Annotated in this window: 13 protein-coding genes; 12 read left to right on the forward strand and 1 reads right to left on the reverse strand. The window is 53.5% G+C overall.

Going from position 1 to position 14454, the window contains the following annotated elements:
• Nucleotides 1–161 precede the first annotated feature (161 nt).
• The gene (locus EBC_RS18880; protein WP_013203454.1) at nt 162–497 is read right to left on the reverse strand and encodes a DUF2002 family protein; all 336 of its coding nucleotides are present in this window, start codon (nt 495–497) and stop codon (nt 162–164) included.
• Nucleotides 498–659: 162 nt separating this feature from the next.
• Here EBC_RS18880 and EBC_RS18885 point away from each other — a divergent pair, with 162 nt between their 5' ends.
• The 12 genes from EBC_RS18885 (at nt 660) to emrB (ending at nt 14399) form a co-directional block, all read left to right on the forward strand.
• On the forward strand, nt 660–986 hold the full coding sequence (locus tag EBC_RS18885; protein ID WP_013203455.1) for a DUF883 family protein: 327 nt from the start codon (nt 660–662) through the stop codon (nt 984–986).
• A 277-nt stretch (nt 987–1263) separates the two neighbouring features.
• Complete coding sequence (nrdH, locus tag EBC_RS18890; protein WP_013203456.1) at nt 1264–1506, forward strand: glutaredoxin-like protein NrdH; 243 nt, start codon at nt 1264–1266, stop codon at nt 1504–1506.
• Nucleotides 1507–1510: 4 nt separating this feature from the next.
• A complete protein-coding gene (nrdI, locus tag EBC_RS18895) occupies nt 1511–1921 on the forward strand; it encodes a class Ib ribonucleoside-diphosphate reductase assembly flavoprotein NrdI (RefSeq protein WP_013203457.1) in 411 nt (136 codons plus the stop codon).
• Between the two features lie 17 nt (nt 1922–1938).
• Nucleotides 1939–4044 carry a class 1b ribonucleoside-diphosphate reductase subunit alpha gene (gene nrdE / locus EBC_RS18900; RefSeq protein WP_162096480.1) on the forward strand — a complete coding sequence of 702 codons (2106 nt, stop codon included), beginning with the start codon at nt 1939–1941 and terminating at the stop codon, nt 4042–4044.
• 43 nt (nt 4045–4087) lie between these two features.
• A complete protein-coding gene (gene nrdF, locus EBC_RS18905; RefSeq protein ID WP_013203459.1) occupies nt 4088–5047 on the forward strand; it encodes a class 1b ribonucleoside-diphosphate reductase subunit beta in 960 nt (319 codons plus the stop codon).
• Nucleotides 5048–5442: 395 nt separating this feature from the next.
• Nucleotides 5443–6642 (forward strand): glycine betaine/L-proline ABC transporter ATP-binding protein ProV, encoded by a 1200-nt coding sequence (gene proV / locus EBC_RS18910; protein ID WP_013203460.1) that lies wholly within the window; start codon nt 5443–5445, stop codon nt 6640–6642.
• Complete coding sequence (proW, locus tag EBC_RS18915; protein ID WP_013203461.1) at nt 6635–7873, forward strand: glycine betaine/L-proline ABC transporter permease ProW; 1239 nt, start codon at nt 6635–6637, stop codon at nt 7871–7873. Before proV ends, proW begins: the two co-directional genes overlap by 8 nt.
• Before the next feature lie 70 nt (nt 7874–7943).
• Entirely contained in the window at nt 7944–8939 is a 996-nt protein-coding gene (gene proX, locus EBC_RS18920) for a glycine betaine/L-proline ABC transporter substrate-binding protein ProX (RefSeq protein ID WP_013203462.1), read from the forward strand.
• A 140-nt stretch (nt 8940–9079) separates the two neighbouring features.
• A complete protein-coding gene (locus tag EBC_RS18925; RefSeq protein ID WP_013203463.1) occupies nt 9080–10264 on the forward strand; it encodes an MFS transporter in 1185 nt (394 codons plus the stop codon).
• Nucleotides 10265–10980: 716 nt separating this feature from the next.
• Complete coding sequence (gene mprA, locus EBC_RS18930) at nt 10981–11511, forward strand: transcriptional repressor MprA (RefSeq protein ID WP_013203464.1); 531 nt, start codon at nt 10981–10983, stop codon at nt 11509–11511.
• Between the two features lie 162 nt (nt 11512–11673).
• Nucleotides 11674–12846: a multidrug efflux MFS transporter periplasmic adaptor subunit EmrA gene (gene emrA / locus EBC_RS18935; protein WP_013203465.1), complete on the forward strand. Its 1173-nt coding sequence runs from the start codon at nt 11674–11676 to the stop codon at nt 12844–12846.
• Between the two features lie 17 nt (nt 12847–12863).
• A complete protein-coding gene (emrB, locus tag EBC_RS18940; RefSeq protein ID WP_013203466.1) occupies nt 12864–14399 on the forward strand; it encodes a multidrug efflux MFS transporter permease subunit EmrB in 1536 nt (511 codons plus the stop codon).
• The last annotated feature ends 55 nt before the right edge of the window (nt 14400–14454 follow it).

The following is a 14454-nucleotide window of genomic DNA, read 5'->3' on the forward strand; positions in this document are numbered from 1 at the left end:
CGCTGATTTATCCGTTTAGACGTCTAAACTTCTACATGGGGTCAGCGTTATACCGATTCTGGCCGGTGAAAGCAACGTTACTGAGTGTGAGGGATGATCGTGCGGGGGCGAGATTTTCAGCGCGACCAACGCGTGCGCCGAAAACTCAACGGGCTGATTACTCAGCCAAACATGTTTACGATATAGCGTTCCAACGCCGCGCGGGAGCTAAAACCGTGGGGGATGCCGTAGTGATCCTGATTCTCTCCAGCCAGATACATCGGAAACTGCACGTACTCTTCACAGGCTTTCATATCGGAGGCCGGATGCGCAAAGCCGTGGCTTTTTTCCTTCAACACAGGATGAATAATCAGTGCGGTACGGCCCATGCGCGCTTCACGATTAACGTAGACATAGTTATCGCCTCGACGGTAACCATAGGCTCTTGCGGTGACCGCATCCATTTCAAATCCCGCACCTTCCAGTACGCGAGCAACTTCATCAGGGCGTAAATACATACTCATTCCTCTAAAACGTGCCAACCCTGCAACCTTACAACAGCGTGAAGGTTAAGCGCTTTCGGAATAATCCATAAACGCCCTGCTTTCCGGTCCGGGTCACTAAAAATCTGCATGATGGTCTATAGTTAATAGTACGTTTCATTTCCAAGGGAGAGAAAAATGTTTAACCGAAACACTAAATATGAAGACATTGATATCAATCAGGACGTCAATCAGCTGGCCGATACCCTTGACGATCTGCTGAAATCTTACGGAAGTAAGACTAAAGATGAAGTCGACGGTGCACGTTCCCGCGCAGAAGCGATGTTGAAAGAGACTCGCGCCAAACTCCACGGCAATAACCGTGTGACCCAGGCGGCAAAAGATGCCGGTGGGCAAGTTGACTCTTATGTGCGTGACAAACCGTGGCATGGAGTTGGGATTGGTACTTCATTAGGTATTTTTGTTGGGGCGTTGATTGCAACGACCACCTCATCGCGTAACTAGTTTCGTTTACTTTACAGACAAATCCCCGCACCTGATGGTGTGGGGATTTTTTTTTGCCGGTCTTAAAACGCTGCATCCCGCGCCTGACAAGGCCTGTCCATTTTCCTCATCAAGAAAATTCTTATACCTGGATATTGTGTGGTTGCAATATCTAAACACTATATCTAGTATTTACCCCATCAACTCAGCCACTACATGTGGTTAAACGACGGCAGCGGATTGCAGCAAAAAGCGTGCCAGACGAGACGTCAACCAGATAACAAGGTAAATACGAATCATGCGCATTATTATTTACACAAAAAACAACTGTGTCCAGTGCAATGCGACAAAAAACGCCATGGACAAGCACGGCCTCGATTACCAACTGGTTAACCTCGACCACGAGCCGGCTGCCGTTGAAACGCTGAAATCGATGGGTTATCGCCAGGTGCCCGTCGTGATGGCGGAAGAAGATCACTGGAGCGGTTTCCGCCCGGACAAAATCTCCGCGCTTCGCCCACTCACGGCGATGCAGGGTTAAGACGATGTCGACGCTGGTCTATTTTTCCAGCCAGTCTGAAAACACGCACCGTTTTGTCATCCGCACCGGCCTGCCTGCGCGCCGCATTCCACTGGATGCCGCGCAGCGTTTGCAGGTGGATGAACCCTATATATTGGTGGTGCCCAGCTACGGCGGCGGCACCAGTCAGGGCGCGGTGCCTAAGCAAGTCATCCAGTTTTTAAACGATGTCAGTAACCGCCAACTTATCCGCGGCGTGATTGCCGCCGGTAATCGCAATTTCGGCGAAGCCTATTGCCTGGCCGGCAGCATCATTGCGCAGAAATGCCAGGTGCCATGCCTGTACCGCTTCGAGCTACTGGGCACCGCCGACGACATCGCCAACGTTTATCAGGGAGTAACCGAATTTTGGCAGCGACAGAAAGTACACTCATAACCCCGAATCCGGCCGTGCTGGATTATCACTCGCTGAATGCGATGCTCAATCTGTACGATGCCGACGGCAACATTCAGTTTGAGAAAGATAAAGAAGCCACGCGTCAGTATTACCTGCAACATGTTCTGCCGAACACCGTGAAATTTGATTCCGTTGGTGAGCGCTTACAGTACCTGGTTTCAGAGGGCTACTACGAAGCCGACGTGCTGAATGCTTATCCGTTTGAATTTGTCAGTTCGCTTTTTGAACAGGCGTATCAACGCCGTTTCCGCTTCCAGACCTTCCTTGGCGCGTGGAAGTTTTATACCAGCTACACGCTGAAGACCTTTGATGGTAAACGCTATCTGGAAGGCTTTACCGAGCGCGTCTGCATGGTGGCGTTGACGCTGGCCAAAGGCGATCGGTCGCTGGCCTTATCGCTGATGGAAGAGATGCTGTCTGGTCGTTTCCAGCCGGCCACGCCGACCTTCCTCAATTGTGGAAAACAGCAGCGAGGCGAGCTGGTTTCCTGCTTCCTGCTGCGTATTGAAGACAATATGGAGTCAATTGGCCGCTCGGTGAACTCCGCTTTACAGCTCTCCAAGCGCGGTGGCGGCGTCGCTTTTCTGCTTTCCAACCTGCGTGAATCGGGTGCGCCAATAAAGCGTATCGAAAACCAGTCATCGGGCGTGATCCCGGTGATGAAAATGCTGGAAGACGCCTTCTCTTACGCCAATCAGCTTGGCGCGCGTCAGGGTGCAGGTGCGGTCTATCTGCATGCTCATCATCCGGATATCCTGCGCTTTTTGGATACCAAGCGCGAAAACGCCGACGAAAAAATCCGTATCAAGACGCTGTCGCTGGGCGTGGTGATTCCCGATATCACTTTCCAGCTGGCCAAGACTAACCAGCAGATGGCGCTGTTTTCGCCGTATGACGTTGAGCGTATTTACGGCCTGCCGTTCGCAGATATCAGCATCAGCGAAAAATACGAAGAGATGTTGGCGGACGACCGTATCACCCGCACCTTTATCAATCCGCGTGAATTCTTCCAGACGCTGGCGGAAATCCAGTTCGAATCCGGCTATCCGTACATCATGTTCGAAGACACGGTAAACCGTGCGAACCCGATTAAAGGCCGGATTAACATGAGCAACCTCTGCTCTGAGATCCTGCAGGTGAACACGCCAACCGAATACAATGATGACCTCAGCTATCGCCGTATCGGTAAGGATATCTCCTGTAATCTTGGCTCACTGAATATTGCTCACACGATGGATTCGCCAGATTTTTCACGCACGGTGGAAATTGCGGTGCGGGGTCTGACGGCGGTGTCCGATCAAAGCCATATCCATTCGGTTCCTTCCATTGAACGTGGCAATGCCCAGTCGCACGCCATTGGTCTGGGGCAAATGAACCTGCACGGCTATCTGGCACGCGAAGGCATTCAATATGGCTCTGAGGTGGCGCTGGACTTCACCAACCTCTATTTCTATACCATCACCTATCACGCCCTGCGCACCTCTAACCTGATGGCTCAGGAGCGCGGAGAGCGCTTTGCCGGTTTCGAAGAATCGCGTTACGCCAGCGGTGAATACTTCGCTCAGTACGTTGAGCAACGCTGGCAGCCACGTACACCAGAAGTCGCCGCGCTGTTTGCCCGCGCGGGAATTACCTTACCGGGCCAGAAAGAGTGGCGGGAACTGCGTGAAGCGGTGATGAAGCACGGGATCTACAACCAGAATCTTCAGGCGATCCCACCGACGGGTTCTATCTCCTATATCAATCATGCGACGTCGAGCATTCACCCGATCGTGTCGAGGATTGAAATCCGTAAAGAAGGTAAAACTGGCCGCGTGTATTACCCGGCACCGTTTATGAATAACGACAATCAGGCGTTCTACCGGGATGCCTATGATATCGGTCCCGAAGCGATTATTGACACCTATGCCGAGGCCACGCGCCATGTCGATCAGGGGCTTTCTCTGACGCTTTTCTTCCGCGATACCGCCACCACGCGCGATATCAACAAGGCGCAGATTTACGCCTGGAAGAAAGGCATTAAAACGCTTTATTACATTCGCCTGCGTCAGATGGCCCTGCTGGGCACTGAAGTAGAAGGCTGCGTTTCCTGCTCGCTGTAAGCTCACCCTAAGGGGCGGAAAACGCGCCCCGGAAGAAAAAAATATGACCTTAAAACGTGTACACGCTATTAACTGGAACCAGATCGAAGATGATAAAGATCTGGAAGTCTGGAACCGTCTGACCTCCAACTTCTGGCTGCCAGAAAAAGTGCCGCTCTCCAATGATATTCCCGCCTGGAACAGCCTGAATGCGGATGAACAGCAGCTGACCATTCGCGTATTTACCGGGCTCACCTTGCTGGACACCATTCAGAATACCGTTGGCGCACCGGCATTGATGGCGGATGCGGTCACGCCACATGAAGAAGCGGTGATGTCTAACGTCAGCTTTATGGAAGCCGTGCATGCCCGCTCATACAGCTCGATCTTCTCAACGCTCTGTCATACCACCGATGTGGATGCCGCCTATGCCTGGAGCGAGGACAATCAACCGCTTCAGCGCAAAGCAGAAATCATTCTGGAACATTACCATCATGACGATCCGCTGAAGAAGAAGATTGCCAGCGTGTTCCTGGAGTCCTTCCTGTTCTATTCCGGTTTCTATTTACCGATGTACTGGTCAAGCCGCGGCAAGCTCACCAATACCGCCGACCTGATCCGTCTGATCATCAAAGATGAGGCGGTGCACGGTTATTACATCGGCTATAAGTACCAGAAAGCGCTGGAAAAAGAGAGCCCAGCCCGTAAGGATGAGCTGCAGCAATTTGCCGTAGAGTTACTGCTGGCGCTGTATGAAAACGAACTGGCGTATACCGAAGCCTTGTACGACGGCGTGGGCTGGAGCGAAGAGGTGAAAAAATTCCTGCATTACAACGCCAACAAGGCGCTGATGAACCTCGGTTATGAAGCCCTTTTCCCGGCAGAAATGACCGACGTGAACCCGGCCATCCTCTCCGCGCTATCGCCTAACGCCGATGAGAATCACGATTTCTTCTCCGGATCGGGGTCATCCTATGTGATGGGCAAAGCGGTCGATACGGAAGACGAAGACTGGAATTTTTAACTGCCTGCCAGATGGCTGCGCCCGGCAGCCATCTTTCCTCTCATCACCCGTCATTTATTTTTTATTAATCAGTCGTTCAACAAAAATTGAATGACAGATTAATGGCAGTTTTGTGTGGCATATTTGACAACAAATCACTGTTGCTGAGGCAATAATTCGGCGGTTTGCCGGATGATCCTGAGCGAAATATTCATTTATTTTCCCGCACCTCAATTCGCCGCAATCCCTTACCCCTACTGAATTTTTCGGAGATCGCTGTCTCAGTGATAATTTTCGCACTGCGCCTGAAGGGTTGTCTCAGAATCTCAGTGTGCTACGGTATAGCCCGCTAATATTCAACCAGGTAAAATAAGAAATATAAGAAATTAACCGCTAACAAGGAATTTAAATATTGCATGGCAATTAAACTAGAAGTTAAGAATTTATATAAGGTATTTGGGGAAAATCCCGATCGTGCGTTTAAGCACATCGAGAAGGGGATCAGCAAAGAAGCACTGCTCGAGAAAACAGGACTCTCTCTCGGGGTGAAAGATGCCAGTCTGGCCATTGAAGAAGGCGAGATATTCGTGATCATGGGGTTGTCCGGTTCAGGAAAATCCACCATGGTTCGCCTTCTCAATCGTCTGATAGAACCCACCAGGGGTCAGGTCATCATTGATGGCGTCGATATTGCCAAAATATCCGACAGCGCGCTGCGTGAAGTTCGCAGAAATAAAATCAGCATGGTATTCCAGTCATTCGCATTAATGCCGCATATGTCAGTTCTGAATAATGCCGCATTTGGCATGGAATTAGCTGGCGTTCCGCTGCAGGAGCGTCAGGAAAAAGCGCTTGATGCACTACGTCAGGTGGGCCTGGATAATTATGCTCATGCTTACCCGGACGAATTATCTGGCGGTATGCGTCAGCGTGTTGGATTAGCCCGCGCTCTGGCAATTAATCCGGATATTTTATTGATGGATGAAGCCTTCTCAGCACTTGATCCGTTAATCCGTACCGAAATGCAGGATGAGCTGGTGAAACTGCAGTCGCGCCACCAGCGCACCATCGTCTTTATTTCCCATGACCTTGATGAAGCCATGCGCATTGGTGACCGAATTGCCATTATGCAGGGCGGTGAAGTCATCCAGGTGGGAACCCCGGATGAGATCCTGAATAATCCGGCGAATGACTATGTCCGCACCTTCTTCCGCGGCGTGGATATCAGCCACGTGTACAGCGCGAAAGATATTGCCCGTCGCAGCGCGGGCGCATTGATGCGTAAAGCCCCCGGCTTTGGCCCTCGCTCTGCGCTTAAGCTGTTGCAGGATGCTGACCGTGAATACGGCTACATTCTTGAAAAACAACGCTTCGTTGGTGTGGTTTCCACCGACTCCCTGAAAGCCGCGCTGGCTTCCGGTGAGGGTCTGGATGGCGCCATCCTTGCAACTCCTGCCGCCGTTCCTGGCGATACCTCGCTGAGCGACTTGCTGACTCACGTGGCTCAGGCACCGTGTGCCGTGCCGATTGTCGGTGAAGACCATCAGTACATCGGGATTATCTCCAAAGGCACGTTACTACAGGCATTAGACCGCGAAGGAGCCAGCAATGAGTGAACAAACAACCGCAACCGATCCATGGGCGGCCTCGAGCACGCCTGCGACGAACGCCCCTGCAGCCACCAGCGCACCGGCGACTGACAGCACCCAGTCTGCCGCCAGCAGCAGCGATCCCTGGTCTACCGCCGCGCCTTCTGATGGTGGCACCACGTCTTCAGCCCCTGCTGACGGCGGTTCCGCAACGTCTGCCCCAACAGACGCAGCACCCACAGGCGGTGGCGATGCATGGGGAACGCCATCAGGGGGTCATGATGCTGCGGCGGCCAGCGGCAGCGACTGGTTAAACAGCACGCCGGCGCCACAAGCCGAGCACTTCAACATTCTCGACCCGTTCCACAAAACGCTGATCCCGCTGGACAGTTGGGTGACCACCGGTATCGACTGGATCGTTTCCCACTTCCGTCCGGTGTTCCAGGGCATTCGTGTGCCGGTGGATTACATCCTCAGCGCTTTCCAGCAACTGCTGCTGGGTATGCCGGCGCCGGTCGCCATAGTGATTTTTGCCCTGATTGCCTGGCAGATGTCCAGCCTTGGAATGGGTATCGCCACCCTGGTCTCACTGATTGCGATTGGGGCGATTGGTGCCTGGTCACAGGCGATGGTCACGCTGGCGTTGGTTCTCACCGCCCTGCTGTTCTGTATTCTGATCGGTTTGCCCTTAGGCATTTGGCTGGCGAGATCTGACCGCGCGGCGAAAATTATCCGGCCGCTGTTGGATGCGATGCAAACCACCCCGGCCTTCGTGTATCTGGTGCCGATTGTCATGCTGTTCGGTATCGGCAACGTGCCGGGCGTGGTGGTCACCATTATCTTTGCACTGCCGCCGATTGTTCGTCTGACCATCCTGGGGATTAAGCAGGTGCCCGCCGATCTGATTGAAGCCGGTGAATCCTTTGGTGCCAGCCCACGTCAGATGCTGTTTAAAGTGCAGCTGCCGCTGGCGATGCCCACCATTATGGCTGGCGTAAACCAGACGCTGATGCTGGCACTGTCGATGGTGGTAATCGCCTCGATGATCGCAGTCGGCGGCCTGGGCCAGATGGTTCTGCGCGGAATTGGTCGTCTGGATATGGGTCTGGCTACCGTCGGTGGCGTGGGCATCGTTATCCTCGCCATTATCCTTGACCGTCTGACGCAGTCCGTTGGCCGCGACAGCCGCAGCCGGGGCGCTCGCCGCTGGTACAACACCGGACCACTGGGCCTGTTTACCCGTCCGTTTATCAAGTAACACCTTCTGCTGCTGGTGGCGTGCCCGCCGCGCCACCGGCAAGCTACGATAACTCAAAAAAGGATATCCCATGCGTAAGACAGCATTGTTAGCCGCCGCATTGACTACCCTGGTCGCCACTCAGGTTTCCGCCGCCGATCTGCCAGGCAAAGGCATTACCGTTAAGCCGGTTCAAAGCACCATTTCAGAAGAAACCTTCCAGACCCTGCTGGTCAGCCGTGCGCTGGAAAAACTGGGTTACACCGTTGATCAGCCAAGTGAAGTGGATTACAACGTCGCCTATACCACTATCGCTGCGGGTGACGGCACATTTATCGCCACTAACTGGAAGCCGTTGCATGATGATATGTACAACGCAGCCGGCGGCGATAAGAAGTTCTTCCGCGAAGGCACCTATGTTCAGGGTGCCGCACAGGGTTACCTGATCGACAAGAAAACCGCCGAGAAATACCACATTACCCGTATCGACCAGTTGAAAGATCCTAAGCTGGCGAAGCTGTTCGACAGCAACGGCGATGGCAAGGCTGACCTGACGGGTTGTACGCCAGGCTGGGGCTGTGAAGCGGTGATTAACCACCAGATCAAAGCCTATGACCTGAGCAATACCGTGGTGCATAACCAGGGTAACTATTCGGCGATGATTGCCGATACCATCACCCGCTTCAAAGAAGGTAAACCGATCCTGTATTACACCTGGACGCCTTATTGGGTGAGCGATGTGCTGGTTCCGGGCCGCGATACCGTCTGGCTGCAGGTACCCTTCTCTTCTATGCCTGGCGCACAGAAAGATGTGGATACCAAGCTGCCGAACGGCGCGAACTACGGTTTCCCGGTCAACACCATGCATATCGTCGCCAACAAAGCCTGGGCTGAGAAAAACCCGGCAGCGGCGAAATTGTTCTCAGAGATGAAGCTGCCTATTGCGGATATCAATGCACAGAACTCCCGTATGCATCAGGGCCAGTCTTCTGAAGCCGACATTAACGCGCACGTTGATGGCTGGATCAAAGGTCACCAGGCACAGTTTGATGGTTGGGTGAAAGACGCGATGTCTGCAGCGAAATAAACTGCATTCTTCGCGGTAGAAAGGGGTGGCGCTGGCGTCGCCCCTTTTTCGTACTGGTTTGTCCTGTTAATTAATCTGTGAGTGAAATAGTAATTTGAGTTACCATTGCCCCTCAGATTTTTACTACCATACTGAGCGCGATGAAATCCCCGCAAGCTGGTCTTACTCCCTCTCTGGTTGCCCTGATGTCCGTGGCAACAGGTCTGTCGGTTGCCTGTAACTATTATGTACAGCCCTTGCTGGAGACCGTCGCCCGCACGTTTCATCTTTCCGTTAATCAAGCCGGCTTTATCGTTACCACCGCCCAACTTGGCTATGCCGCCGGACTCCTGCTGTTGGTGCCGCTGGGAGATATGCTGGAACGCCGTGGCCTGATTGTCATCATGAGCCTGCTGGCGGCGGGAGGAATGGTGATCACCGCCCTTTCTCCAACACTTCCCTTAATGTTACTGGGCACCGTGCTCACCGGACTCTTCTCGGTGGTGGCGCAGATTCTGGTGCCCTTAGCCGCCACCCTGGCCGCGCCGGAAAAACGCGGCAAGGTGGTTGGCACGGTGATGAGCGGCTTGCTGCTGGGGATCCTGTTAGCCAGAACCGTCGCCGGTGGCCTTGCCCAACTCGGAGGATGGCGCACGGTGTATTGGGTCGCCAGCGTCCTTATGGTGCTGATGGCCCTGGCCTTATGGCGCTTTTTACCGCGCTTCAAGCAATCGGTTCCGTTGAACTACGGACAGTTGCTCAACTCTATTTTCAGCCTGTATGCGCATTCCCCTCTGTTAAGAACCCGCGCCATAACCGGCTGCCTCGCCTTCGCCAACTTCAGCGTGTTGTGGACATCGATGGCCTTCCTGCTGGCTTCCCCGCCTTATGGTTATTCTGAAGGGACCATCGGGGTACTGGGTTTGGTGGGTGCAGCGGGCGCACTGGCGGCAAGACAAGCCGGCACGCTTGCCGACAAAGGCAAAGCCCGCTTAACCACCACCGTCGGGCTGGCGATTATGCTGTGTTCCTGGGGGATCACCGCGCTGGGAAGTCACTCATTGATTGCATTAATCATTGGTATCATCCTGCTGGATTTAGCGGTGCAGGCCGTTCACATTACAAATCAGAGTGTTATCTACCGGCAGATGCCCGAGGCACGCAACCGCTTAACCGCCGGATATATGACCAGTTACTTTATCGGCGGTGCCGTGGGCTCGCTGGTTTCCGCGACGGCGTTTCAACATGCTGGCTGGTATGGCGTTTGTAGTGCCGGTGCTTTGTTAACTTTGCTTAATATTTTAAGCTGGTGGCGCGGCGCACATAATGAGCAGGCTACTTCTTAGCCTGCAAATAGTAAATTGCGTAAATTTCAGGGTGACTGCCCTGTTATGCGTTTACACACTCTGGTATGGTTAGTCTGCACTTATACAGGTTAGTTATTTTTTCGTATGAAACTATTAAGTCACAGGCAGGAAGACGTTCAGAATGTCCCGACAATTTGCCCCGCTCGCTGCACGTGATCTTCTTCTATTGTGTGTTGCCCGCAGCAACCAGCCTGTTTGTTTTAACCACATTATTGCGTCCCGGTGCTTTGCGTTGAGCGGTGGTGTCGATCCCCACAGCAGAGTAAAGGACCCGGCAAGAATACGACCATCTTGTTACTGAGTGTGCGGGTTGGAGCGTCGCTGTTTGATTCGCTCTTTGCGGTATTACCGCACACCAATAAATCAACTCCGCCGTGATGGTGGGGGATTACCGGTCTGCAACTGAGCAGAGCCCGCTTCGCGCCAACCAGCAGAGTGCTGTTAACTGGCGTTTTCGGGCTTGTTCAGATTGATGACCGTTTGAGCTTACCCTCAGGGGCTTAGGCTTATCAGGTATTACCTTTTATAACACCAGCAGTATCGCCCTTTTTGATGCTGCTGAGCGCCCTGGGTTATGGAGTGACCTGGAAATTACTGATGGTGTCCACCGGCATGTGAACAACCCCTGCCGACAGGATTGATGTTTTGACTTATCACCATCGATACGATACCAGTTGCAACTTATGAGGTCCCAGATGGAAAGTTCGTTTTCTCCCATTGAACAGATGCTAAATTTCCGCGCTAACCGCCAGAAAGATTTCCCTTTGCAGGAAATCATGTTGACGCGTCTGTGCATGCACATGCAGAGCAAACTGCTGGAAAACCGCAACAAAATGCTCAAGGCTCAGGGAATTAACGAGACGTTGTTTATGGCATTGATTACCCTTGATGCGCAGGAAAATCACAGCATTCAGCCTTCAGAACTTAGCGCTGCGCTGGGATCATCCCGCACCAACGCGACTCGCATTGCCGATGAACTGGAAAAACGCGGCTGGATTGAACGCCGTGAAAGCGATAGCGATCGCCGTTGCCTGCACCTGCACCTGACCGATAAAGGGAATGAGTTCCTGCGTCAGTTGCTGCCACCTCAGCATAAATGTCTGCAGCTGTTGTGGTCTTCACTGAATCCTTCAGAAAAATCTCAGCTCGAAGGGATCACCCGTAAGCTATTGACCCGACTGGATCAAATGGACGAAGAGGAAGTGGTCACCGCCCTTTCCAGATAACCTTTCCTTCAATAGCATATTGTGCGACAACCTGCCTGCCAGTAACCGCTATTTTAGACCGCAAATTTTTGATTTATGCCAGCGCTAACCCGCTGGCATTTTAGAATCCGGGCATGACTCATTTGAGCCATGCCCGGTTGGCATGGATAAGTGGAGAAGACCATGAGTGCAAATGCGGAGATCCAAAACCCGCAACCGCCGGCTAAAAAGAAGAAAACACGTAAAATAGCGTTACTTTTTCTTGCTGTGCTGTTCATTGTTATCGGGGTGGCTTACCTGGTGTACTGGTTTATGGTGTTGCGCCATTATCAGGATACCGATGATGCGTATGTTGCAGGCAACCAGGCGCAGGTGATGGCGCAGGTTTCAGGTAGCGTCAACAAGGTGTGGTTCGACAATACCGACTATGTCAAAAAAGGCGATGTGCTGGTCACGCTGGATAAAACCGATGCTCAACAGGCATTTGAAAAAGCGCAGACTGCTCTGGCGACAACGGTTCGTCAGACTCACCAGCTAATCATTAATGGTAAGCAGTATCAGGCCACCATCGATCTGCAAAAGACCGCGCTGGAACAGGCTCAGTCAGATTTAAAACGTCGCGAGCCTTTAGGGGCTGCGAACCTGATTGGCCGTGAAGACCTGCAACATGCGCGTGATGCCGTCGCCACCGCGAAAGCTCAGCTGGATGTTGCCACGCAGCAATACAATGCAAATCAGGCAATGATCCTCAACACGTCGCTGGAAAATCAGCCGGCGGTGAAACAGAGCGCGGCTGAACTGCGTGATGCCTGGCTGGCATTAGCACGTACCGAAGTGGTCAGTCCGGTTGATGGCTATGTTTCCCGCCGTAGCGTGCAGGTTGGTTCGCAAATCTCCTCCACTACGCCGCTGTTAGCCATCGTTCCGGCCAACAATTTGTGGGTCGATGCCAACTTCAAAGAGACTCAGTTAGCCGGCGTTCGCATCGGTCAGTCTGCCACCGTTGTCAGCGACATTTATGGTGACGACGTGGTTTATCACGGCAAAGTGGTCGGTCTGGACATGGGTACCGGTAGCGCCTTCTCGCTGCTGCCAGCACAGAACGCCACCGGCAACTGGATCAAAGTGGTTCAGCGTCTGCCGGTGCGTATTGAGCTGGATCCGAAGGAAGTCGCCCAGCATCCACTGCGTATAGGTCTGTCTACGCTGGTGACGGTGGATACCACCAATACCGATGGCGGCGTGCTGGCCACCAGCGTGCGCTCTGCGCCAGCTTATGAAACCAATGCGCTGGCTCTGGATCTGGCACCTGCGGACAAGATGATTGCTGAAATCATCCGCGCCAATGCAGGTTAAGCAAGCGGGAGGCTGTTATGGCACAAAAACCGCTTGAGGGTACTCAGCTTGTTCTGATGACCATCGCGCTGTCGCTGGCCACGTTTATGCAGGTGTTGGACTCCACCATCGCTAACGTGGCTATCCCGACCATCGCCGGTAACCTGGGCGCCTCAAACTCTCAGGGTACCTGGGTTATCACGTCGTTTGGGGTGGCTAACGCCATCTCCATCCCGATTACCGGCTGGCTGGCCAAGCGCGTAGGCGAGGTGAAGCTGTTCCTGTGGTCCACGGCGGCGTTTGCCGTGGCTTCCTGGCTGTGCGGCATGTCCGACAGCCTGACCATGCTGATCTTCTTCCGCGTGGTTCAGGGTGTGGTCGCAGGCCCGCTGATCCCGCTTTCACAGAGTTTGCTGCTCAACAACTATCCGCCAGCGAAGCGAAGCGTCGCCCTGTCGTTATGGGCGATGACGGTGATTGTGGCGCCCATTTGCGGGCCGATCCTCGGTGGCTGGATCAGTGATAACTATCACTGGGGTTGGATCTTCTTTATCAACGTGCCGATTGGCGTGGTGGTCGTGATGCTGACGCTGCAAACCTTGCGAAACCGGGAAACGGAGACCGTCATCAGGCCGATAGATACCGTCGGATTGGTGTTGCTGGTCGTTGGCATAGGCTGCCTGCAGGTGATGTTGGACCGGGGTAAAGAGCTGGACTGGTTCAGCTCACCAGAAATAGTTGTGTTGACGGTGGTGGCGGTCATCGCTTTGCTTGTCCTGTTGGTGTGGGAGCTGACGGACGACCATCCGATTGTGGATTTATCGCTGTTCAAATCGCGAAACTTCACCATTGGCTGCCTGTCGATCAGTCTGGCCTATATGCTCTATTTCGGCTCGATTGTCCTGTTGCCGCAGTTGCTACAGGAAGTCTATGGCTACACGGCAACCTGGGCGGGGCTGGCTTCGGCACCGGTGGGGATATTGCCGGTGATCCTGTCGCCGATTATCGGCCGGTTCGCGCATAAGCTGGATATGCGAAAACTGGTGACCTTCAGCTTCATCATGTATGCCGTCTGCTTCTACTGGCGAGCGTATACGTTTGAACCGGGAATGGATTTTGGCGCCTCGGCGTGGCCGCAATTTATTCAGGGCTTTGCGGTGGCCTGCTTCTTTATGCCACTGACCACCATCACCCTTTCCGGGCTTCCTCCCGATCGGATGGCGGCGGCCTCAAGCCTGTCGAACTTTACGCGAACCCTGGCGGGCTCCATCGGCACCTCGATCACCACAACCATGTGGACCGATCGGGAATCGATGCACCACAGCTACCTTAGCGAGTCAGTGAACGCTTACAACGTTAACTCGCAGGAGATGTATACCAAGCTGGAGCAACTGGGAATGACCCACGATCAGGCCTCGGCTTGGATTGCCCAACAGATCACCAATCAGGGGCTGATTATCTCCGCCAATGAGATCTTCTGGGCGTCGGCGGCGGTGTTCCTGTTCCTGCTGGTATTGATCTGGTTCGCCCGTCCGCCATTTGGTGCTGGCGGTGGCGGCAGTGGCGCACACTGACGATTGCTGAGTTTCAGCCAAAAAAAACGGGCCCTTGCGGGGCCCGTTTTTCTTT

The organism is Erwinia billingiae Eb661 (genome assembly GCF_000196615.1).
Lineage (GTDB): Bacteria > Pseudomonadota > Gammaproteobacteria > Enterobacterales > Enterobacteriaceae > Erwinia > Erwinia billingiae.